Below are 23,424 nucleotides of genomic sequence, written 5' to 3' on the forward strand. Positions count from 1 at the left end.
GGCGGCTCGGTGCCGGCCTCGACGGCGTCCAGGTCCCGCCAGGCCGAGGTGTCGGGCCGGGCCGGGGCCTGCCGCGGCAGCGGGGACCAGTCGACGGTGAACAGGGCGTCGTGGACGGCGCGTTCACCGGCCCGCCGGACGGAGTCGGCGGCGAGTTCGCGCAGGGTCAGCGACGCGATGCCGACCACCGGCGCGCCGGCCGGGTCGGCGGCGTGCAGGGCGATCCCGTCCGGACCGGCCGTCAGCGCCACCCGGAGCGCGGTGGCCCCGGCGGCCTGGAGACCGACGCCCTCGAAGGAGAACGGCAGCCGGGTGCCGGTGCCGGGCTCGGCGGTGAGCGAGACGGCGTGCAGGGCGGAGTCCAGCAGGGCGGGGTGCACCCCGTAGCCGTCGGCCGGGACGTCCGACGGCAGCGCGACCTCGGCGTAGACGGTGGCGCCGTCGCGCCAGGCCGCACGCAGCCCCCGGAAGGCGGGGCCGTAGCCGAAGCCGACCGTGGTCAGCGCCGCGTAGAAGCCCTCGACCTCGACCGGCTCGGCCCCGGCGGGCGGCCACACCGAGAGGTCGGGCCCGTCCTGCGGCGCGGCGGCCTGGGCGAGCACGCCGGTGGCGTGGCAGACCAGCTCGGTGCCGGCGGCGTCCGGCCGGGAGAACACCTCGAAGGTGCGGCTGCCGGTGCCGTCGGCGCCGCCGACGCTCACCTGGACCGCGACGCCGCCCGCCGCGGGCAGCACCAGCGGCGCCTGAAGCACCAGTTCGGCCAGATGGGCGCAGCCGGCCTGCTCGCCGGCCCGCAGGGCCATCTCGACGAACGCGGTGCCGGGCACCAGCACGTCGCCGCGCACCGCGTGGTCGGCCAGCCAGCCCTGGCCGGCCGCGCTCAGCCGCCCGGTCAGCAGCAGGGCGTCGCCGGGCAGCGGGACGGCGGCACCCAGCAGGGCGTGGGCGGTGACGACCTGGCCGACCGTGGCCAGGTCGCCCGCGGCCACCACGGACCGCGGCCAGTAGCGCTCGCGCTGGAAGGCGTAGGTGGGCAGTTCGACCGTGGGCCCGGTGGGCAGCAGCGACGCGAAGTCGACGGCCGCACCGGCCGTCCAGGCCTCGGCGAGGGCGGCCGACAGCTGGGCGGGCCCGCCGTCGTCGCGCCGCAGGGTGCCCAGCGCGGCGGCGTCGACGCCGGCCGCATCGGCGGTCTCCTGGACGCCGAGGGTGAGCACCGGGTGCGGGCTGCACTCGATGAACACCGTCCGGCCGTCGGCGAGCAGGGCGCGGACGGCCTGCTCGAAGCGAACGGTGGAGCGCAGGTTGTCGTACCAGTACTGGGCGTCCATCCGCGCGGTGTCGATCGGCTCGCCGGTCAGCGTGGAGTACAGCGGGATCCGGGAGGCCACCGGGGTGATCCCGGCGAGGTCCGTCAGGACCCGTTCGCGGACCTGCTCGACCTGGGCGGAGTGCGAGGCGTAGTTCATGGGGATGAGCCGGGCCCAGGTGCCGCCGGCCTCGCAGAGCGCCAGCAGCTCCGCCAAGGCCGCGGGCTCGCCCGAGACCACGGTCGAGGACGGGCCGTTGTGCGCGGCCACCGAGAGCCGTCCGTCGTACGGTGCGATCAGCTCCCGCGCGCGCTCCTCGTCGACCGCCAGCGCCGCGATCGCGCCGCCGCCGGCCAGTTCGGTCAGCGCCCGGCCGCGCAGGGCGACCGCCTTGGCGCCGTCCTCCAGGGTCAGGGCGCCGGCCACCACCGCGGCGGCGATCTCGCCCTGGGAGTGGCCGACCACGGCCGAGGGCTCGACGCCGTACGACCGCCAGACCTCGGCCAGCGAGACCAGGATCGCCCACAGCGCCGGCTGGACCACCTCCGTCCTGGCGAACTGCTCCTCGTCGTCCAGGACCTCGGTCAGCGCCCAGTCCGTCCAGGGTGCCAGGGCCGCCGCGCAGGCGGCCATCCGCTCGGCGAACACCGGTGAGGCGTCCATGAGTTCGCGGGCCATGCCGACCCACTGGGAGCCCTGGCCGGGGAACACGAACACCACGTCGCCGGGTACCGTCCGGCCCCGCACGACGCGCTCACCGCCGGAAGCGCCGGTGCCGCCGGTGCCATCGGAGCCCCCGGAACCGTCGGAGCCGTCAAGGGCGCCGAGGCCGTCCAGCAGGGCGGCGCGGTCGGTGCCGAGCACGACGGCGCGGTGCTCCAGGGCGGCCCTGGACAGCAGCGAGCGAGCGACGTCGGACACCCCGAGGCCGGGCCGGCCGGCCGCGAACTCCCGCAGCCGCCGGGCCTGGGCGGCCAGCGCGGCCGGGGTCCTGCCGGACAGCAGCCAGGGCTGCGGCCCCGCGGCGACCGGGGAGCCGGCGGTTCCGTCCGGCTCGGCCGGCTCGGCGGCCGGTGCGGCCTCCAGGATGATGTGGGCGTTGGTGCCGCTGATGCCGAAGGAGGAGACGGCGGCGCGGCGCGGCCGGTCCGCCTCCGGCCAGGGCCTGGCCTCGGTGAGCAGTTCGACCGCGCCCGCCGACCAGTCCACGTGCGGGGAGGGCTCGTCCACGTGCAGGGTCGCGGGCAGCACGCCGTGCCGCAGCGCCTCCACCATCTTGATCACCCCGGCGACGCCCGCGGCGGCCTGGGTGTGGCCGATGTTGGTCTTCACCGAGCCGAGCCAGAGCGGCTCGCCGGTGCGCTCCCGGCCGTAGGTGGCGAGCAGGGCCTGGGCCTCGATCGGGTCGCCGAGCCGGGTGCCGGTACCGTGCGCCTCCACCACGTCCACGTCGGCGGTGGTCAGGCCCGCGTCGGCCAGGGCCTGGCGGATCACCCGCTGCTGGGAGGGGCCGTTCGGGGCGGACAGGCCGTTCGAGGCGCCGTCCTGGTTGACCGCGCTGCCCCGGAGCACGGCGAGCACCCGGTGGCCCTTGCGGCGGGCCTCGGAGAGCCGCTCCAGCACCAGCACGCCGACGCCCTCGGCCCAGGAGGTGCCGTCCGCGGCGGCGGCGAAGGCCTTGCAGCGGCCGTCGGCGGCCAGGCCGTTCTGCTTGTCGAACTCGGCGAACACCCCGGGGGAGACCATCACCGCGACGCCGCCGGCCAGCGCCATCCCGCACTCCCCGCGGCGCAGTGCCTGCGCCGCCAGGTGCAGGGCGACCAGCGAGGAGGAGCACGCGGTGTCGATGGTGACGGCGGGGCCCTCCAGGCCGAAGGTGTACGACACCCGGCCGGACAGCACGCTGCTGACGGTGCCGGTGAGCAGGTGGCCCTCGACGTTGGCGGGCATCTCCATGCCGAGGCCGTAGCCGGAGGAGGAGGCGCCGATCATCACGCCGGTCGACGAGCGGCCGAGCGAGAACGGGTCGATGCCGGCGTTCTCGAACGCCTCCCAGACCGCCTCCAGCAGCAGCCGCTGCTGGGGGTCCATCGCCAGCGCCTCGCGCGGCGAGATGCCGAACATGCCGGCGTCGAACTCGGTGGCGTCGTCCAGGAAGCCGCCGCGCCGGACGTACGAGCCGCCCTCGGGCCAGCCGCGGTCGGTGGGGAAGTCGCCGACGCCGTCCCGGCCTTCGGCCACCAGCTCCCACAGCTGCCCGGCGGAGCGGACGCCGCCGGGGTAACGGCAGCTCATGCCGACGATCGCGATCGGCTCGTCGTCCACCGCGGCCGTCACCGGTGCCGGTGGCGGAGCCTCCTCGGCCGTGCCGAACAGCTCGCCGAGCAGGTGCTCGGTCAGCGCGGCGGGCGTCGGGTGGTCGAAGACCAGGGTCGCGGCCAGCCTCAGGCCGGTCTCCTCGCCGAGCCGGTTGCGCAGTTCCACGGCGGTCAGCGAGTCGAAGCCCAGGTCGCGGAAGGCTCGGCGCGGCTCCACCGCCTCGGTGGTCGGGCGCCCGAGGACCAGCGCGGTGCGGGCCCTGACCACCTCCAGCAGCAGGCGCGAGCGCTCGCCCTCGGGCGCGGCGGCGAGCGCGTCCCGCAGTTCCGAGGAGACGGCGGGCGCGCCGGCGGTACCGGTGGTCCCGGCCGTCTCGGCCAGTTCGCTCAGCAGCGGGCTGGGCCGGCCGGAGGCGAACGAGGGCCCGAACCGCTCCCAGTCGACGTCCGCGACGGCCACGCAGCCCTCGTCCCGGTCGACGATCCCGGCCAGGGCCAGGATCGCCGTCGTCCGGTCCAGCCCGGACAGGCCGCGGCGGCGCAGGAAGTCCTCGAAGTCGGCGTCGTCGGCCATGCCGGCCTGGGCCCAGGGGCCCCAGGCGACCGAGGTCCCGGCCAGGCCGCGGGCCCGGCGGTTCTCCACCAGCGCGTCCAGGAACGCGTTCCCGGCCGCGTAGGCGCCCTGGCCGCCGCTGCCCCAGAGGCCGGCGATCGACGAGAACACCACGAACAGGTCGAGGCCGTCGGTCAGTTCGTCCAGCAGCGCGGCGCCGGCCGCCTTGCCACCGATCACCTCGGCGACGGCCTCAGGACCGGTCTCCATCAGCGGACCGGGCGAGCCGACTCCGGCGGTGTGCACCACGCCGGTCAGCGGGTACTCGGCCGGGATGCCGGCCAGCAGCCCGGTCAGCGACTCCCGGTCGGTCACGTCGCAGGCGGCGACCGTCACCCGGGCGCCCAGCGCGGTCAGTTCGGCCACCAGCTCGTCCACGCCCGGCGCGGCCGGGCCCCGACGGCTGGTCAGCAGCAGGTGCGGCACGCCCCGGCCCGCCAGCCAGCGCGCCGTGTCCCCGCCGAGGGCGCCCGTCCCGCCGGTGATCAGGACGGTGCCACCGGTGTTCCACTCCTCGGCGGGCCTCTCGGGCAGCGGCGCCCTGACCACCCGGCGGACGAGCGCCCGCTCCCCGCGCAGGGCCAGCTGGTCCTCCTCGCCCGCGGCGGCGAGGAGCGCGGCCAGCCGTCGGCCGTCCTCGGCGGCCAGGACGGGCGGCAGGTCGATCAACCCGCCCCAGCGGTCGGGCTGTTCCAGCGCGGCGACCCGGCCGAGGCCCCACAGCAGCGACTGCTCGGGGGCCTGCGACCCGTCCTCGTCCCCGGTGGAGACCGCGCCCCGGGTCAGGCACCACAGCGGGGCCCGCGAGCCCGCGTCGCCGAGCGCCTGGAAGAGCAGCAGCAGGGCGGCGAGGTCGCCGGGCACCGGCAGCCCGCCGGCGGCGGAGCCGGCCAGGAACACCACTCCGGCGGGGTCCTCGGTGGCCAGCCGCTCGGCGAGGGAGGCCCGGTCGCCGGCCGCCGTCAGGGTGGTGACCTGCGCCCCGGCCTCCCGCAGCGCCGCTGCCACGGCTGCGGCCTGGCCGCCCTGGCCCGGTGCGGCCTCGTCGGGTGCGGTCTCGTCGGGTGGGGCCTGGTCGGGTGCGGTCTCGTCGGCGGTGACCAGCAGCCAGGTGCCGGCGGGCCCGGCGGCCTCCGGCACCGCCAGGGGCTGCCACTCCACCCGGTAGCGCCAGGAGTCGACGACCGCCTCCTGCCGGCGCGAGCGCCGCCACGCGGAGAGCGCGGGGACGACGCCGTCCAGGACCTCCGGGGTGTCCGCCAGCCGCAGGGTGGTGGCCAGTTCGGAGACGTCGGCGCGCTCCACGGCCGCCCAGAACCGGGCGTCCTCGGGGGAGCCGGGCGCGTCCAGCGGCACGTCGGGCCAGAAGCGTTCGCGCTGGAAGGCGTAGGTGGGAAGGTCCAGCCTGCGGCCGGCCGGCAGGACGGACCGCCAGTCGAGCTCGCCGCCGGTGGTCCAGAGGACGGCCAGGGCGGTCAGGGCGGTCTCGGCCTCGTCCCGCTCGCGGCGCATCAGCGGGGCGAACACGGCGTCGGCGGCCGACTGTCCGGCCAGGCCGGCCAGCACGGCGTCCGGGCCGAGTTCGACGAACCGGGTGACGCCCTGACGGCCCAGGGTGTCGACACCGTCGGCGAAGCGCACGGCCTCGCGGACCTGGCGCAGCCAGTAGTCCGGGGTGGTGAACAGCCCGGGCGTGGAGAGTTCGCCGGTCAGGTTGGAGATCAGCGGGATCTGCGGCTCGGCGAAGGTCAACTCGCCGAGGACGGCCGCGAATTCGGCGAGCATCGGCTCCATCAGCGCCGAGTGGAACGCGTGCGAGACCGTCAGCCGGCTGGTCTTGCGACCCTGCGCGGACCACTCGGCCGCGAACGCCTCCACCGCCTCGACGGGCCCGGAAACCACCACGGACGTCGGGCCGTTGACCGCCGCGACGTCCAGCCGGTCACCGATCTCCGCACGCACCTCGGCCTCGGCCGCCTGGACGGCGAGCATCGCGCCGCCCTCGGGCAGTGCCTGCATCAGCCGGCCACGCGCTGCCACCAGCGCACACGCGTCGGTCAGCGAGAACACCCCCGCCACATGGGCGGCGGCGATCTCACCGATCGAGTGCCCGAGCAGGAAGTCGGCCGTCACGCCCCAGGATTCGAGCAACCGGTACGAGGCGACCTCGACCGCGAACAGCCCGGCCTGCGCCCACACCGTACGGTCCAGCTCCTCCGCACCCTCGAACACCACGTCCTTCAGCGGCCTGCCCAGGTCGAACCGCGCGCAGACCTCGTCGAAGGCCGCCGCGAACACCGGGAACGCCTCGTACAGCCCACGCCCCATCCCGGCCCGCTGCGCGCCCTGACCGGTGAACAGGAACGCCGTCCGGCCCTCGACCGCGACGCCCGACACCACACCGGCCGCGGGACGGCCCTCCGCCAGCGCCGCCAGGCCGTCCCGGTCGGCCCCGAGCACCACCGCGCGGTGGGCCAGTCCGGCCCTGGTGGTAGCCAGCGACCAGGCCACCTCGCCCGGGTCGGTGTCGGAGCCGAGCCCTCCGGCCAGCCGTGCCGCCTGGGCCCGCAGCGCCTGCGCGCTCTGTGCCGACACCGGCCAGGCCACCGGACCGGACGCCGCCGCCGGTGGCTCGACCCCGGCCTCGGTGCCCGCCTCGGCCTCGGCCTCGGCGGGGCTCTCCTCGATGAGCACATGGGCGTTGGTGCCGCCGACGCCGAACGCGGAGACGCCGATCCGCCGGGTCCGCTCGGCCTGCGGCCAGGGGCGGGCCTCGGTCAGCAGCTCGACGCCGCCGCCCGTCCACTCGACGTGCGGGGTCGGGGCGTCCACGTGCAGGGTGGCCGGCAGCAGGCCGTGGCGCAGCGCCAGCACGCTCTTGATCATGCCGACGGCGCCCGCCGCGGCCTGGGTGTGCCCGACGTTGGACTTCAACGAGCCGAGCAGCAGCGGCCGTTCGGCGCTCCGGCCGCGCCCGTAGACGGCTTGCAGCGCCTCGGCCTCGATCGGGTCGCCGAGCCGGGTGCCGGTGCCGTGCGCCTCGACGGCGTCCACGTCGGCCGGTTCCAGCCGGGCGTTGGCGAGCGCCTGGCGGATCACCCGCTCCTGCGAGGGACCGTTGGGGGCGGTGAGGCCGTTGGAGGCACCGTCCTGGTTGACGGCGCTGCCGCGGACGACCGCCAGCACCTCGTGGCCGTTGCGGCGCGCGTCGGAGAGCCGCTCCAGCAGCAGCACGCCGACGCCCTCGCCCCAGCCGGTGCCGTCCGCAGCGGCGGCGAAGGACTTGCAGCGCCCGTCGGCGGCCAGGCCGCCCTGCTTGCCGAACTCGCCGAAGGCCGCCGGGGTGCTGATCACCGCGACGCCGCCGGCCAGCGCCAGCCCGCACTCGCCCTGGCGCAGCGACTGGACGGCCAGGTGCAGCGCGACCAGCGCGGAGGAGCAGGCGGTGTCCACCGTGACCGCCGGGCCCTCCAGGCCGAACACGTACGAGAGCCGGCCGGAGAGCACGCCGCTCGCGGTGCCGGTCAGGTGGTAGCCCGCGGTGTTGTCGGGCAGCCGGCCGACGCCGTCGTAGCCGGACGGGGAGGCGCCGACGAAGACGCCGGTCTCGCTGCCCGCCACGGACCGCGGATCGATGCCCGCCCGCTCGAAGGTCTCCCAGGCGACCTCCAGCAGCAGCCGCTGCTGGGGGTCCATCGCCAGCGCCTCGCGCGGGTTGATGCCGAACAGTTCGGCGTCGAACTCGGTCGCGTCGCCGATGAAGCCGCCCCGGCGGGCGTAGTCCCGGCCGCCGGGGAAGGACTCCTCCCAGCCGCGGTCGGTCGGGAACCCGCCGATCGCGTCGGTGCCGTCCGCGACCAGCCGCCACAGGTCGTCGGGGCCGGTGACGCCGCCGGGCAGCCGGCAGCCCAGCGCGACGATCGCGATCGGCTCGCGGGCCGCCGCCTGGATCTCCCGGTTCTGCCTGCGCAGCCGGTCGACCTCCTTGAGTGAGGCCCGGAGCGCTTCGACCGCCTTGTCACCGCGGGTGTTCATCGATTTCTCCATGGCTCAGACGTCGTCTCGTTCGGTGTTCAGGGCGATCTCGATCAGGGCGTCGGCATCCAGGTCGTCCAGGTCGCCGAGACCGTCCGGCCCGTCGGGGCCGTCCTCGGTGTCCGGGTCGTCGAGCGGGCCGGCCGGCTCGGCGGTGGCGGCCCCGGCCAGGCCCAGCAGGGTGTCCATCAGCCCGGCCTCCCGCAGCCGTTCGATCGGGATGGCGGCCAGGGCGGCACGCACCGCCGCCTCGTCAGGACCGGCCGGCCGGTCCTCGGTCAGGACGCCCAGCTCCTCGCCGAGGAAGGCCGCCACCCCGTTGGGGGTGCGGTGGTTGAACACCAGGCTCGGTGGCAGGCGCAGCCCGGTCACCCGGCTCAGCCGGTTGCGCAGCTCGACGGCCGTCAGCGAGTCGAAGCCGAGGTCCTTGAAGGCCTGGCCGGCCGTGAGGGTGCGGCCGTCCTGGTAGCGCAGCACGGTGGCCGCCTGGGCGCGCACCACGTCGACCAGGATCTGCGGGCGCTGCCGCAGCGGTGCCGCCGTCAGCCGCGCGACGAGGGCCGCCGCCTCGTCGGCGTCGTCCGGCTCGGCGGGCTCCGGACTCCCGTCCTCCGCCGGGCCGGTGAGCAGCCCGGCCAGCAGCGGGCTGGGCCGGGTGGAGGTGAAGGCCGCGCCGAAGGCCTCCCAGTCCACCGCGGCCACGGTGAGGCCGTGCTCGGCCCGGTCGACGGCCTGGGCGAGGGCCTGGATGCCCAGTTCGGGGTCCATCGGGGTCACGCCGCGGCGCAGCAGGCCGTCGGTGTCCCCGGTGGCGGCCATTCCCGCGCCCGCCCAGGCGCCCCAGGCGACCGAGGTGCCGGCCAGGCCGCGGGCCCTGCGGTGTTCCACCAGTGCGTCCAGGAACGCGTTCCCGGCCGAGTACGCGCCCTGGCCGCCGCCGCCCCAGATGCCGGAGACCGAGGAGAAGACGACGAACTGCTCCAGGTCGAGGCCGAGGGTCAGCTCGTGCAGGTGCACCGCTCCCCCGAGCTTGGCGCCCAGCACCGCGTCGAGGTGGCCGGTGTCGGCCTCGTCCAGTGGGGCCTGGCCGTCGACTCCGGCGGCGTGCAGCACGGCGGTCAGCGGCTGGTCCTGCGGCACTCCGGCCAGGACGGCGGCCAGGGCGTCGCGGTCGGCGGTGTCGCAGGCGGCCAGGGTGACCCGGCTGCCGTACCCGGTCAGTTCCTCCGCGAGGGCCTGTGCGCCGGGGGTGTCGGCCCCGCGCCGGCCGAGCAGCAGCAGGTGCGGCGCGCCGCGCCCGGCCAGCCACCGGGCGGCCTCGGCGCCGAGCGTGCGCTCGGTCGGCCAGCCGTGCTCCGCCATGATCTCCGCGAGCCGGTCCCCGTGCCGGGCGGTGAGCCGCCGCCAGGCCGCCTGTTCGGCCAGGTCGGGGCTGTTCGCCAGCAGGGCGGCCGCGCCGTCCTCGGCCATCATCCCGACCAGCTCCTCGGCCGGCGCCGACCCGGGCCCGCCGTCCGGCCGATCCGCTCCTCGTGCCATGCCGAGCCACTCCTCGCCTTCGGGCCCTCCCTGCCGAGGACCGCCCGCGACCACGGTAGGCGCGGAGCCCACGACGAAGATCATCCCCGAGGACGGTGACCAGGGGGCCACCTCCACGGCAGAATGGACGCACGGCGGGAACGGAGCGCGGCTCGTGCCCGCCGCGGACGCCGAAGGGCCGGTCGGAGGATTCCGACCGGCCCTTCACCGTGCGATTCGGCGCGACGCTCAGACCCGCGAGGGCTCCGTGGCGGCGGCCGTCGCCGCGGCCTCGGCCTCCAGCTCCTCGCGGACCGCGGCCAGCGAGGGGTTGGCCCAGGCGCTGGCGACGCCCCAGCGGTAGAACGCGAGCCCGATCGCGGCGACGATCAGCAGGTCCCAGCCCCCCGGCAGGTACCCGTGCCCGCCGAAGTCGGAACTGCCCGCCCAGGAGACCCCGGCCATCACGAACAGGTAGGCGACCATCCAGGCGCCCGCCTTCAGGTGCGGCTTGAGCTCGGCGAACGACTTGCGCAGCTCGTACCAGGCCCAGATCGGCAGACCGGCGGCCATCAGCAGGATGACCTTGCCGGTGAGCGGCCAGCGGGCCCAGTAGAGCACCAGCGAGCCGAAGACCATCGCGACCGGAGCGATCACCGGCATGGCGCGCAGCCGGACCGGCCGGGGCAGGTCCGGGGCCAGGCGGCGCAGCGCCATCACGGCGACCGGTCCTGTGACGTACGAGATCACGGTGGCCACCGAGACGATCTCGGCCAGCGAGCCCCAGCCGCGGAAGACCGCGAGGAACAGGAAGGCGACGACCAGGTTGAGCACCAGCGCCGGGCGGGGGATGCCGGTCTTGGCGTCGACCCTGCCGAAGATCTTCGGCAGGTGGCCGTTCTCCTGGACGCCGTGGATCATGCGCGAGGTGGTGGCGGCGTAGATCATGCCGGTGCCGGACGGCGAGATGAAGGCGTCCGCGTACAGCGTGATCGCCAGCCAGTTGAGGCCCCAGGCGATGGCCAGGTCGGCCAGCGGCGAGGTGTAGGAGAGGTTGCTCCAGCCGTTCGCCAGGTCGCCGGCGGGGATGGCGCCGAGGAAGGCGATCTGCAGCGCGACGTAGATCACCAGGGCGATCAGGATCGAGCCGATGACGGCCTTCGGCAGCGACTTGCCGGGGTTCCTGGCCTCGCCGGCCAGGTTGAGCGGGGACTGGAAGCCGTTGAAGGCCCAGACGATCCCGGAGACCGCGACGGCGGTGAACACCGCGCTCCAGCCGTTCGGCGCGAAGCCGCCGTGGTCGGTGAAGTGGGCGGTGTCGAAGTGCGCGAAGAGCAGCGCACCGGCGGTCAGCGTCGGGACGACGACCTTGAAGACGGTGATCGCCGTGTTGGTCTTGGCGAACAGCGTGATCGCGAACCAGTTCAGGGCGAAGTAGACGAGCAGCAGCACGCTGGCGAGCGCCACGCCGCTGAGGGTCAGCTCCTTGCCGTCGTACAGCCCCTGTGCCCAGCCGAAGTGCCAGGAGCTCATGTACTGGACGGAGGCGGTGGCCTCACCCGGGATGACCGAGACGATGGCGATCCAGTTGGCCCAGGCGGCCAGGTAGCCGGCCAGCGAGCCGTGCGAGTACTGGCCGTACCGGACCATGCCGCCGGCCTTGGGGAACATCGAGCCCAGCTCGCTGTAGGTGAGGGCGATGGTCAGCGCCACCGCGGCACCGATCACCCAGGCGAGGATCGAGGCGGGGCCGGCGAGCCTGGCGGCCCGCTCGGCACCGAACAACCAGCCGGAACCGATGATCGACCCCAGCCCGACCGCGGTCAGGCTGATGGTGCCGAGCGATCGCCGGTAGTTCTGGTGTGATGCCGTCGACGATTCGGGCTCACTCAACGTATCGGTCCTCTCGCTCGTGGTTCATCGGGTGGTGTCGGTGTTTTTGCGATTTTGAGTCGGTATTTCGGACAAACGGAGAGCAGCCTATGGTCCGAAAACGGGCGAAAACCTCAGGGGAAGCTCAAACCATCCGATTGTTGCCATCTCGTGTCCGCCATTCGGGTGGATTCGGCCCGATGTTGAGACGGACGGCACAGTGTCCGGACGGGGCAGTGCCCGCACGGGGCGGTGGCCGGGGATGGTGGCCGGCCGGGTTCGGCCCGGGAAAAAGGGGCGGCCCGGAAAAAGCAAATTCCCCGTGGTCGCCTTTCGGCTTCCACGGGGAATTCGGCTGTGTCCGAGGGGGGACTTGAACCCCCACGCCCGATAAAGGGCACTAGCACCTCAAGCTAGCGCGTCTGCCATTCCGCCACCCGGACCGGGTGTGTGCTTCGGGGATTTTTGCTCGCCCCCTCGGCGACAGAGAGAACATTACCAGGGTTCTGGAGTGCTTCTCACCTGCGCTTCCACGGGGCCGCGCGACCGGACATCCTGTTTCCGGGGCCGACGGGACCACCGTGCCCGCAGGCGCCGCAGGACCCCACCGCGCCCCGTCCGTACAGGTTGGTACGGCCTGGGAACGCGCTCGAATCCCGCCCCAAGCGGTGGTGTCCGCGAAGGAACCGGTCGACTCCGGCGCCGCCCGTGGTCGGTTCCGGCCGGAACCGGTCCGACACGGGCAACTTGTCGACGGTGCCACGGCCGTCGCGACGGCTCTCCTAGCCTCTGTGGACCGAGGGCGCCATGAAGCGGATCGCCTGATTCCCGGGTCGCGGACGAAGGGCGGCTGGACGTGGAGCAGATCAGCGGTGCGGCGAAGGCCGAACCGAGACGCGGCAGGCGGGGCGGGGGGCCGGGCGACGCCGCGGCCCCCGGAGGCCCGGCCGAGGGCGCGTGGCGCTTCCCGGTGCCCGCCACCGAGGCTTCGGTGCCGCTCACCCGGCACGCGGTGCGCGACCGCCTGCTGGAGCAGGGCATGACCGGGGAGCGCTTCCAGGAGCTGGTGGACGACCTGCTGCTGATCGTCTCGGAGCTGGTGAGCAACGCGGTGACGCACGCCGCCGAGCTGTCGCCCCAGGTGGTCACCGAGCTGTCGGTGGGCCGGTCCTGGGTGCGGGTGTCGGTCGAGGACGGGGACCCGTACCGGCCGAAGGCGCTGGAGAACGACACCGGGAGCACCGGCGGGCGGGGGCTGCTGCTGGTGAAGAGCGTCACCCTCCAGGCCGGCGGGGTGTGCGACGTCGAACGCACGGGGGAGGGCGGCAAGGTCATCTGGGCCTCGCTGCCCGTCCCCCCGGAGCCCGGCCGCTGACCGGCCGGGCCGGGCCCGGGAGCGGTCAGGGCGGCCGGAGCGGTCAGGGATGGCCAGGAGCGGCCGGCCGGCAGCCGGAGCGGCCGGACTACCAGTCCCGCCCGGCGATCTCCCGGATGCCCGGCAGTGCGGCCTCGAAGACCGTCTCGAACCAGACCGAGAACGGCCGCTCCGCCCGCAGCTCCCCCAGCTCCTGCGAGGTCACGAAGGCGAAGTCGTCGACCTCCTCGGGGTCGGGCTCGACCGGTGCGGTGACCAGGCCCACGAACAGGTGGTTCCACTCCCGCTCGATCAGCCCGGAGGCCTCGTCCGGCAGGTCGTAGCGGACGGTGCCCGCCTCGCACAGCAGTGCCGGTGCGACGCCCAGCTCCTCGGCGGTGCGCCGGGCGGCGGCGACGAACGGCGGCTCGTCCGGGTACGGGTGGCCGCAGCAGGTGTTCGACCAGACGCCGGGGGAGTGGTACTTCCCGAGGGCCCGGCGCTGGAGCAGCAGCCGGCCCTGGCGGTCGAACAGGAAGACCGAGAACGCCCGGTGCAGCCGGCCCGGCTGCTGGTGGGCCCAGAGCTTCTCGGCGGTGCCGATGGTGACGCCCTCGTCGTCGACCAGTTCCAGCAGGATCTCGGCCCCGGCCTGGGCGGACCCGGTGGCCCGGGGGTCGACCGACACATCGGTCTCCACGTCGAGACCGGTGTCGATCTCGGCGGCGAAGTGCGTCGGGTCGGTCGGCAGACTCTGGGGCATGGGGCCTCTTTCGGGAGCGGGAGCAACGGGAGCATCGGGTGTCTCCGACACACCGGGTGGAGTGCGGCGGACACAGCTGGGGCACCGGCGCCGGCGTCGGGCTCCAGTCTGCCGTATGGGTGGCACTCGGCAGGGGTCCCACGCACAACCGGGCGGATCATGACCTGGAGAAGTCGGAAACCGGGCAGGGAAAGGTCCGGAAAGCCTCCGTAAGGGTCACCGGATTCGCAGAATCGTTCGGCGTGCGTTCGAATTCTGTTCGACCGGCTCGGCGTCCCCTCCCCGCGGAGTCCGGGTCCGCGCACGGCCCGCCCCGAGCCTGCCCCGGGTCCGTCCTCCGGACGGCTCCCCGGCGGGCCGTGGGCGGGCTCCGGGCCCGCCCGTCGTCGGCCCGGGTGCTCCGGGTGCGTTCTGGCCGGTCGCCCCGGTCGCCTACCATCACATACGACACGGTGCCCGGATCCGTGCCGGCACCGGCGCGTCGCCGCCCGGCCCGGTCGAACACCGTTCCGGACTAACCGCGGCGCCGCCATCGGCACGGTCGCCGCGCACAGCACGACGGATCAGGAGACCCGCATGATCGGCCTCGTTCTGGCAGCCGGCGCCGGCCGCCGGCTGCGCCCGTACACCGACACCCTGCCCAAGGCGCTGGTGCCGGTCGACGGGGAGCGGACCGTCCTGGACCTCACCCTCGGCAACTTCGCCGAGGTCGGACTGCGCGACGCCGCGATAGTCGTCGGCTACCGCAAGGAGGCGGTGTACGACCGCAAGGACGCCCTGGAGAGCAAGTACGGCGTCAAGCTCCACCTGGTCGAGAACGACAAGGCCGAGGAGTGGAACAACGCCTACTCGCTCTGGTGCGCCCGTGAGCTGTTCGCCGAGGGCCTGCTGCTCGCCAACGGCGACACCGTCCACCCGGCCTCCGTGCAGCGCACCATGCTGGAGGGCAACCGGCGCCTGACCGAGAACGGCACCGCCCCCGGCATCCTGCTCGCCCTCGACACGGTGAAGAAGCTCGCCGACGAGGAGATGAAGGTCGTCGTCGACCCGGCCGCCGGCATGCGCCGCATCACCAAGCTGATGGACCCGGCCGAGGCGAGCGGCGAGTACATCGGACTCACCGTGATCAACCCGTCCGCGGCCGCCGATCTGACGGACGCGCTGCGCGCCACCTACGAGCGCGACCCGCAGCTGTACTACGAGGACGGCTACCAGGAGATGGTGAACCGGGGTCTGCGGATCGACGTGCAGCCGATCGGCGAGGTCTCCTGGGTCGAGGTCGACAACCACGACGACCTGGAGAAGGCGCGGGAGATCGCGTGCCGGTACTGACCCGACTGGTCCCGTCGCCGCTGTTCGTCGAGATCCGCCCGGGCGCGCTGGACGCGCTCGGCGGCATCCTCGCGGACCAGCGGCTGTCGGCCTCGGGCCGGATCGCGGTGGCGATCAGCAACGGCTCCGGCGCGGCCATGCGGCGCCGCCTGGAGCCGGCCCTGCCCGGCGCCGACTGGTACAACGTGGACGACGGCAGCCTGGACAGCGCGGTGCGGCTGGCCGAGGCGATGCGCGGCGGGCACTACGACGCGATCGTCGGCCTCGGCGGCGGCAAGATCATCGACGCCGCCAAGTACGCCGCGGCCCGGGTCGGCCTGCCGTTGGTCGCGGTCGCCACCAACCTGGCCCACGACGGCATCTGCTCCCCGGTCTCCACCCTGGACAACGACGCCGGCCGCGGCTCGTACGGGGTGCCCAGCCCGATCGGCATCGTGGTCGACCTGGACGTGATCCGGCAGGCCCCGCAGCGCTTCGTGGCGGCCGGCGTGGGCGACGTCGTCTCCAACATCTCCGCCTGCGCGGACTGGGAGTTGTCGCACGCGGTGACCGGTGAGCCGGTGGACGGGCTGGCCGTCGCGATGGCCCGCTCGGCGGGCGAGAACCTGCTGCGGCACCCGGGAAGCACGCAGGACCAGGACCTCCTGACGGCGCTGGCGGAGGCCCTGGTACTGTCCGGCATCGCGATGAACATCGCTGGCAGCACCCGGCCCTCGTCGGGCGCCTGCCACGAGATCTCGCATGCCCTGGACGTGCTGTACCCCAAGCGGTCCGCCCAGCACGGCGAACAGGTCGGCCTCGGCGCCGCCTTCGCCAGCTTCCTGCGGGGCGAGCGTGAGCTGACCGGTCTGATCGTGGAGCGCCTGGCGAGCCACGGACTGCCGGTGACCGCAGCTCAGATCGGCTTCACGGAGGCGGAGTTCACCGAAGCGGTGCACTACGCTCCGAACACCCGACCGGGGCGCTTCACCATCCTCGAACACCTCGACCTCTCCCCTTCCGCAATCAGGGACGCGTACGCCGACTATGTCCAAGCCGTCAACAGCTGACCCCTCCACCGCGGGCGCCCAACGGCCCCCGGTGGACCTGACCCGCCGGCCCTCGACAGAGGAGCTGCGCGCGGTGATCCACCCGGAGGGGATGCTCCAGCGCCGCAGCGCCGAGCACTGGGCCGGACGCCTGTACATGCGGAAGATCTCGCTGCGGATCACCCGCGTGCTCTCCACCATGACGGCGATCACGCCCAACGGCCTGACGTACCTGATGATGTTCACCGGCATCCTGGCCGGTGCCGCGCTGGTCGTGCCGGGCATCGCGGGCGCGGTCCTGGGCGCCGTGCTGATCCAGGTCTACCTGCTGCTGGACTGCGTGGACGGCGAGGTGGCCCGCTGGCGCCGGCAGACCTCGCTCACCGGCGTCTACCTGGACCGGGTCGGCCACTACATGTCCGAGGCGGCCCTGCTGACCGGTCTCGGCCTGCGCGCCACCGACCTGCTGCACCGCGAGGGCAGCGGCTCGCACTGGGAGTGGGCCTTCCTCGGCACGCTGGCCGCGCTCGGCGCGATCCTGATCAAGTCCGAGACCGACCTGGTGGACGTGGCCAGGGCCCGCAGCGGCCTGACGGCCGTCGAGGACAGCGCCTCGGTGCCCCGGTCCTCCTCCGTCGCCAAGGCCCGCAAGGCGGCCTCCCTCCTGAAGTTCCACCGCCTGGTCGGCGCGGTCGAGGCCTCGCTGTTCATCCTGGCCGCCGGGGTCGCCGACGCCGTGCACGGCGGGCTGCTCTTCACCCGGCTCGCGGTGGTCGTCCTGGCGGCGATCGCGATGCTCCAGACCGTGCTGCACCTGCTGAGCATCGTCCTCTCCAGCAGGCTGCGATGAGCGGGCGGAGCGAGCGAATGACCGACAGGCGCGCGTGGGTGAACGCCCCCGCCGGGCGGAGCGAGGTGGGCGCATGAACGCGGCGGGCACTGCGGAGGACTTCCGCCTCGGCGCCGTGATCATCACCATGGGCAACCGGCCCGCCGAGCTCAACGCCCTGATCGAAGCCGTCCGCGCCCAGGAGGGCCCCGCGGTCGAGCTGGCCGTGGTCGGCAACGGAGCGCCGCTGCCGCCGCTGCCGGAGGGCGTGCGCGCCGTCGAGCTGCCGGAGAACCTCGGCATCCCGGGCGGCCGCAACGTCGGCATCGAGCTGTTCGGCCCGGACGGCCGGGAGGTCGACGCCGTCCTCTTCCTGGACGACGACGGCAACCTGCCGCGCACCGACTCGGCCAGGCTGCTGCGCGAGGCCTTCACCGCCGACCCGGAACTGGGCATCGTCTCCTTCCGGATCGCCGACCCGGACACCGGGGTCACCCAGCGCCGGCACGTCCCCCGGCTGCGCGCCAGCGACCCGCTGCACTCCTCCCGGGTGACCACCTTCCTGGGCGGCGCGAGCGCGGTGCGCTGCAAGGTGTTCGAGCAGGCCGGGCAGCTGCCCGCCGAGTTCTTCTACGCCCACGAGGAGACCGACCTCGCGTGGCGCGCGCTGGACGCCGGCTGGGCCATCGACTACCGGGCGGACGTGGTGCTGCACCACCCCACGACCTCGCCCGCCCGCCACGCCAGCTACTTCCACAACGTGGCCCGGAACCGGGTCTGGCTCGCGAGGCGGAACCTTCCGGCCCTGTTGGTGCCTCTCTATCTGGGAACCTGGTTCCTGCTGACCCTGGCCCGACGCCCCTCCCCCGAGGCGCTGAAGGCCTGGTGGGGCGGATTCCGGGCGGGCTGGCGCGAACCCTGCGGTCCGCGGCGGCCCATGCGGTGGCGTACCGTCTGGCGACTGACCAGGCTGGGCCGACCACCGATCATCTGATCGCATCAGGTCGAATGATCGATCGCCTCGGCCGGTGACCACACACCGGCCGGCTTCCCCGAGACCCCAGTGGATCCCCATCGGCGCACGGCCGGCGGACCCCCGCCGACCGGCCGCCCCGACCGATCCCGCGTGAAGGACGAATGTGTCGACAGTGAGTGAACCCGTCAGCCTCTCGACCCCCAGGGGGGTGGACGCGGGCCTGACCCCCAAGCAGCTTGCGGAGAAGTACGGTCTGGCGGTGAGCGGTGCCCGTCCCGGCCTGGTCGCCTACACCAAGCAGCTCTGGGCCCGACGCCACTTCATCTGGGCCTTCGCCACCGCCCGCCTGGTGGCCCAGTACACCGACGCCAAGCTCGGCCAGCTCTGGCAGGTCGTGACCCCGCTGCTCAACTGCGCCGTGTTCTACCTGGTCTTCGGCGTGATCCTGGCGAGCAAGCAGGGCTTCCCGGACAACACGTACATCGCGTGGCTGTGCATCGGCGTCTTCGTCTTCCAGTTCACGCAGAACGCCGTGCAGTCCGGCACCCGGGCGATCTCCGACAACCTCGGGCTGATCCGGGCGCTGCACTTCCCCCGGGCCAGCCTCCCGATCGCCTTCACCGTGATCCAGCTCCAGCAGCTGATGATCTCGATGGTCGTGCTGGTCGTCACCGTGCTCGCCGCCGGCGTCACCCCGGGCCGGACCTGGCTGCTGATCATTCCGGCGCTGCTCCTCCAGACGCTCTTCAACACCGGCGTCTCCCTGGTGATGGCCCGGATCGGCGCCAAGACCAGCGACATCTCCCAGCTGATCCCGTTCGTGATGCGCGCCTGGATGTTCCTCTCCGGTGTGATGTTCAGCATCCAGGACAAGATCCAGACGTGGCCGCACTACATCCAGACGCTGATGTCGCTCAACCCGGCCACGATCTACATGGACCTGCTGCGGCACGCCTTCGCGCCGGTCATCTACAACCCGCACCAGCCGGTGCACCAGAACTTCCCGCCGCACCAGTGGGCGTACGCCCTCGTCTGGGGCGTCGGCATGTTCGTCGTCGGATACGTCTTCTTCTGGAAGGCCGAGGAGGAGTACGGCCGTGGCTGACCTCGATCTGAGCAAGAGCGACACCCTGCGGGACGCGGACGTGGCCCGTGAGCCCACCGTCGTCGTCGACGACGTGCACATCGTCTACCGGGTGCACGGCGCCGGCTCCGGCAAGGGCAGCGCCACCTCGGCGCTGAGCCGCATCATCAAGCGCAAGCGCTCGGCCGGTGTGCGCGAGGTGCACGCGGTCAAGGGCATCAGCTTCACCGCGTACAAGGGTGAGGCGATCGGTCTGATCGGCTCCAACGGCTCCGGCAAGTCGACCATGCTGGCGGCCATCGCGGGCCTGCTGCCGACCGAGAAGGGCGGCATCTACACCAACGGCCAGCCCTCGCTGCTGGGTGTCAACGCCGCACTGATGAACGAGCTCACCGGTGAGCGCAACGTCATCCTCGGCTGCCTGGCGATGGGCATGAGCCCGGCCCAGGTCCGGGCGCGCTACCAGGAGATCGTCGACTTCTCCGGCATCAACGACAAGGGCGACTTCATCTCCCTGCCGATGCGCACCTACTCCTCCGGGATGGGCGCCCGGCTGCGCTTCTCGATCGCCGCCGCGAAGACCCACGACGTGCTGCTGATCGACGAGGCCCTCGCCACCGGCGACCAGGCCTTCCAGCAGCGCAGCAAGCGGCGGATCGAGGAACTGCGCGGGTCCGCCGGTACGGTCTTCCTGGTCAGCCACGACAACAACTCGGTCCGCGAGGTCTGCGAGCGGACGATCTGGATCGAGGCCGGCGAGCTGATCATGGACGGCCCGACCGACGAGGTCGTCGGCCGTTACGAGCGCGGCGAGCGCCCGTAGCCTCCGTGCCGCACAGGGGCCGGTCCCGGATCTCCGGGGGCCGGCCCCTGGTGCTGCCCGCGGCCCCCTGGCGGGGCGCTCTTCTCCGGCGCGCCCGGTGGTGCCAGGCTGGTAGGTGCGGGGGCGCTGTGCCGTGCGCCGCGCCCGCGCTCGGACGCGTGTCCGAGTCGGGCCGGTCGTGCCAAGCGGTGTAGAACGGGGGAGTGACAGCAGTGTCGGCTTCGGCCCAGCCCAGTGAAACGCCGGTGAACCCTTCCGCGGGACAGACCCTGGAGAAGGCGGGTGCGGAGAACTTCCCGGTCGCCCCCTTCTTCCTGCCCGCGGCCTGGCGCGGCGACCTGATGGCGGTGTACGGCTTCGCCCGTCTGGTCGACGACGCCGGCGACGGCGACCTGGCCGACCCGGCCGCCACCGCCCGCCTGCTCGGGGTCGAGCGGACGCCCCCCGCCACCCCTTCGGACCAGTCGGGGCCGCCCACCGCGCAGGAGACCGCCTTCCGGCTCGCGCTGCTCGACGGGCTGGAGCGGGACCTCGACCGGGTGTTCGAGACCGCACTGCGCAACGCCGGCGGTTCCGGAGCCGGCGCCGACCGCCCCCGCCACCCGCTGCTGAGCGCCCTCGTCCCGCTGGTCGACCGCCACGGCCTCACCCCCGAGCCGTTCCGCCGACTGATCGAGGCCAACCGGGTGGACCAGACCACCGCCCGCTACGCCACCTACGACGACCTGATCGGTTACTGCACGCTCTCCGCCGACCCGGTCGGCCGCCTGGTGCTGGCCATCGCCGGCGTCTCCACCCCCGAGCGGATCGAACTCTCCGACGCCGTGTGCAGCGGCCTCCAGGTGGTCGAACACCTCCAGGACGTGGCCGAGGACCTCTCCCACGGCCGGATCTACCTGCCCGCCGAGGACCTCGCCCGCTTCGGCGTCACCGAGGCCGACCTCGCCGCGCCCTCCGCGAACGGCGCCGTACGCGAGCTGATCGCCTTCGAGGTCGAGCGGGCCCGCACCCTGCTCGATCGCGGCGCACCATTGGTAGGTACGGTTCGGGGGAGGCTCCGACTGCTCCTGGCGGGATTCACCGCAGGCGGCTACGCGGCCCTGGCGGCCGTCGAGGACGCCGGGTACGACGTACTCGCACAGCAGGCGAAGCCGGACAGACGCCGCCTCGCAGCGAGGGCGGCGGCCATCTTCGCGAAGGGAAGGTGAACGCCCGAGTGGCGGCATCACCACTGGCGTCGGCCCAGGTCATGGCGGCGTACCGGTACTGCGAGGCAGTCACCGGGCTGCAGGCGCGCAACTTCAGCTACGGCATCAGGCTGCTGCCCGAACCCAAGCGGCTGGCCATGTCGGCCCTGTACGCCCTGGCCCGCCGGGTGGACGACATCGGCGACGGCGACCTCCCGGACGACCGCAAGGCCGAGGCGCTGCTGCGCACCCGGGAACTGGTGGACGAGGTCCGCTCCGGGGTGGTCGCCGAGGACGACACCGACCCGATCAAGGTCGCCCTGGCCGACGCGGCCCGGCGCTTCCCGATCCCGCTCGGCGGCTTCGACGAACTGATCGACGGCGTCGAGATGGACCTCAAGGGCGCCGAGTACCAGACCTACGAGGAGCTGAAGGTCTACTGCCGCTGCGTGGCCGGCGCGATCGGCCGGCTCTCGCTGGGCGTCTACGGCTGCGACGACCCCGAGCGCGGGGCGGAGTACGCGGACACCCTGGGCCTCGCCCTGCAGCTCACCAACATCCTGCGCGACCTGCGCGAGGACGCCCTGAACGGCCGCACCTACCTGCCCACCGAGGACCTGGCCCGGTTCGGCTGCGAGCAGGGCTTCGCCCTCCCCAGACCGCCGCTCGGCGCGGACTTCACCGGCCTGGTGGCCTTCGAGGCCGCCCGCGCCCAGGCCGCCTTCGAGGAGGGCCTGCGGCTGCTGCCGATGCTCGACCGCCGCAGCCGCGCCTGCACGGCCGCGATGGCCGGGATCTACCACCGGCTGCTCGGCCGGATCGCCGCAGACCCGGAGTCGGTGCTGCGCGGCCGGGTCTCGCTGCCGGGCTGGGAGAAGGCGTACGTGGCGCTTTCCGGGCTCGCCGGGGGGCGTTCTTGATTCTCACCGCACTTCTGTCACGCTGTGTCAGCGGGGAATCACGTGTGGGTAGTTCCGTGTTGACCGAACGAGTACCGGCTTCAGCGACCGCCTGCGGGCGGTCCACCGACTGCGAGGGGGAGGGCCGATGACCGGGCGAGCCGATGCCGCGCGCCCGGCCGCCGTCGTGGTCGGCGGCGGTCTCGCCGGGATCACCACCGCGCTGCGCCTCGCCGAGGCGGGCCACCGGGTCACCCTCGCCGAGGGCCGGCCCCGGCTCGGCGGCCTGGCCTTCTCCTTCCAGCGCGGCGAGCTGACCGTCGACAACGGCCAGCACGTCTACCTGCGCTGCTGCACCGCCTACCGCGGCCTGCTGGAGCGCCTCGGCGCCACCCGGCTGGTCCACCTCCAGGACCGCCTCGACGTCCCGGTACTCTCCGTCACCGGGCCCGAGGCCGCGCCGGTGCGCACCCTCGGGCGGCTGCGCCGGGCCGGCCTGCCCGTCCCGCTGCACCTGGCCGGCAGCCTGGCCCGCTACCCGCACCTGGCCCCGGCCGACCGCGCCCGGGTCGTCCGCGGCGCGCTCGCCCTGAAGGGCCTGGACCTCGCCGACCCGGCGCTGGACGGGATCTCCTTCGGAGAGTGGCTGCGCCGCAACGGGCAGAACGCCGCCACCCTGGCCGCGCTGTGGGACCTGGTCGGCGTCGCCACCCTGAACGCCAGGGCCGACCAGGTGTCGATGGCGCTCGCCGGGATGGTGTTCAAGACCGGCCTGCTCTCCGACCCCGGCGCCTCCGACATCGGCGTCGCCGCCGTCCCGCTCGGCACCATCCACCACGACCGGGCGCTCGCCGAGCTGGAGCGGGCCGGCGTCCGGGTGCTGCTGCGGGCCCGGGTGGCCGAGCTCAAGCCGGCCGCGCCGCAGCACGCCGTCCGGCTGGAGAGCGGGGAACTGCTCACCGCCGACACCGTCGTCCTGGCGGGCGCCCAGGACAGCGCGGCCGCGCTGCTGCCGCCGAACGCGATCCCGGGACAGGACCGGCTGGCCGGCTTCGGCACCGCGCCGATCCTCAACGTGCACGTGATCTACGACCGCAAGGTGCTGCACCGGCCGTTCTTCGCCGCGCTCGGCTCCCCGGTCCAGTGGGTCTTCGACCGGACCGCGCACTCCGGGCTGGCCGCCACCCCGTTGGGCCGGGCCCATCCGGGTGCCCAGTACCTGGCGCTGTCGCAGTCCGACGCGCAGGACGAGATCGACCTGCCGGTCGCCGAGCTGCGCCGCCGCTACCTGCCCGAGCTGGGCCGGCTGCTGCCGGCCGCGGCCGGGGCCGAGGTGCTGGACTTCTTCGTCACCCGGGAGCGCACCGCGACCTTCGACCCGGCCCCGGGTAACGGGGCGCTGCGCCCGTCCGCCCGCACCGGGGTCCCCGGCCTGCTGCTGGCCGGCTCGTGGACGGCCACCGGCTGGCCCGCGACCATGGAG

General features: G+C 73.9%; 14 protein-coding genes and 1 tRNA gene. 10 read left to right on the forward strand and 5 right to left on the reverse strand.

The window, feature by feature from the left end:
* The 4 genes from BU198_RS15465 to BU198_RS15480 form a co-directional block, all read right to left on the reverse strand.
* Positions 1-8,276: type I polyketide synthase (locus BU198_RS15465; protein WP_223244428.1), on the reverse strand; the 8,276-nt coding region annotated here is incomplete at its 3' end.
* A 15-nt stretch (positions 8,277-8,291) separates the two neighbouring features.
* Positions 8,292-9,815 (reverse strand): beta-ketoacyl reductase, encoded by a 1,524-nt coding sequence (locus BU198_RS15470; RefSeq protein ID WP_188297434.1) that lies wholly within the window; start codon positions 9,813-9,815, stop codon positions 8,292-8,294.
* A gap of 228 nt (positions 9,816-10,043) precedes the next feature.
* Entirely contained in the window at positions 10,044-11,687 is a 1,644-nt protein-coding gene (locus tag BU198_RS15475; protein ID WP_188297435.1) for an APC family permease, read from the reverse strand.
* 337 nt (positions 11,688-12,024) lie between these two features.
* Positions 12,025-12,109 (reverse strand) — tRNA-Leu (locus BU198_RS15480).
* A 413-nt stretch (positions 12,110-12,522) separates the two neighbouring features.
* Here BU198_RS15480 and BU198_RS15485 point away from each other — a divergent pair.
* Positions 12,523-13,041: an ATP-binding protein gene (locus tag BU198_RS15485; protein WP_411293195.1), complete on the forward strand. Its 519-nt coding sequence runs from the start codon at positions 12,523-12,525 to the stop codon at positions 13,039-13,041.
* An 88-nt stretch (positions 13,042-13,129) separates the two neighbouring features.
* Here BU198_RS15485 and idi read toward each other — a convergent pair whose 3' ends face one another.
* The gene (idi, locus tag BU198_RS15490) at positions 13,130-13,783 is read right to left on the reverse strand and encodes an isopentenyl-diphosphate Delta-isomerase (RefSeq protein ID WP_188297436.1); all 654 of its coding nucleotides are present in this window, start codon (positions 13,781-13,783) and stop codon (positions 13,130-13,132) included.
* Positions 13,784-14,359: 576 nt separating this feature from the next.
* Here idi and BU198_RS15495 point away from each other — a divergent pair.
* From BU198_RS15495 to hpnE, 9 genes are all read left to right on the forward strand, one after another.
* A complete protein-coding gene (locus BU198_RS15495; RefSeq protein ID WP_188297437.1) occupies positions 14,360-15,115 on the forward strand; it encodes a sugar phosphate nucleotidyltransferase in 756 nt (251 codons plus the stop codon).
* Positions 15,103-16,164 carry an iron-containing alcohol dehydrogenase family protein gene (locus BU198_RS15500; protein WP_188297438.1) on the forward strand — a complete coding sequence of 354 codons (1,062 nt, stop codon included), beginning with the start codon at positions 15,103-15,105 and terminating at the stop codon, positions 16,162-16,164. Before BU198_RS15495 ends, BU198_RS15500 begins: the two co-directional genes overlap by 13 nt.
* Positions 16,165-16,255: 91 nt before the next feature.
* Positions 16,256-16,993 carry a CDP-alcohol phosphatidyltransferase family protein gene (locus tag BU198_RS15505; RefSeq protein ID WP_188297444.1) on the forward strand — a complete coding sequence of 246 codons (738 nt, stop codon included), beginning with the start codon at positions 16,256-16,258 and terminating at the stop codon, positions 16,991-16,993.
* Between the two features lie 73 nt (positions 16,994-17,066).
* A complete protein-coding gene (locus BU198_RS15510) occupies positions 17,067-17,966 on the forward strand; it encodes a glycosyltransferase family 2 protein (RefSeq protein WP_188297439.1) in 900 nt (299 codons plus the stop codon).
* A gap of 145 nt (positions 17,967-18,111) precedes the next feature.
* Complete coding sequence (locus BU198_RS15515; protein ID WP_188297440.1) at positions 18,112-19,053, forward strand: ABC transporter permease; 942 nt, start codon at positions 18,112-18,114, stop codon at positions 19,051-19,053.
* A complete protein-coding gene (locus BU198_RS15520) occupies positions 19,046-19,855 on the forward strand; it encodes an ABC transporter ATP-binding protein (RefSeq protein ID WP_188297441.1) in 810 nt (269 codons plus the stop codon). Before BU198_RS15515 ends, BU198_RS15520 begins: the two co-directional genes overlap by 8 nt.
* Before the next feature lie 203 nt (positions 19,856-20,058).
* Complete coding sequence (hpnC, locus tag BU198_RS15525) at positions 20,059-21,063, forward strand: squalene synthase HpnC (RefSeq protein WP_411293196.1); 1,005 nt, start codon at positions 20,059-20,061, stop codon at positions 21,061-21,063.
* A 41-nt stretch (positions 21,064-21,104) separates the two neighbouring features.
* Positions 21,105-21,962 carry a presqualene diphosphate synthase HpnD gene (hpnD, locus tag BU198_RS15530; RefSeq protein WP_188297446.1) on the forward strand — a complete coding sequence of 286 codons (858 nt, stop codon included), beginning with the start codon at positions 21,105-21,107 and terminating at the stop codon, positions 21,960-21,962.
* A gap of 127 nt (positions 21,963-22,089) precedes the next feature.
* Positions 22,090-23,424: hydroxysqualene dehydroxylase HpnE (gene hpnE / locus BU198_RS15535; RefSeq protein WP_188297442.1), on the forward strand; the 1,335-nt coding region annotated here is incomplete at its 3' end.

Source organism: Streptomyces sp. CBMA156 (assembly GCF_014596515.1).
Classification (GTDB): domain Bacteria; phylum Actinomycetota; class Actinomycetes; order Streptomycetales; family Streptomycetaceae; genus Kitasatospora.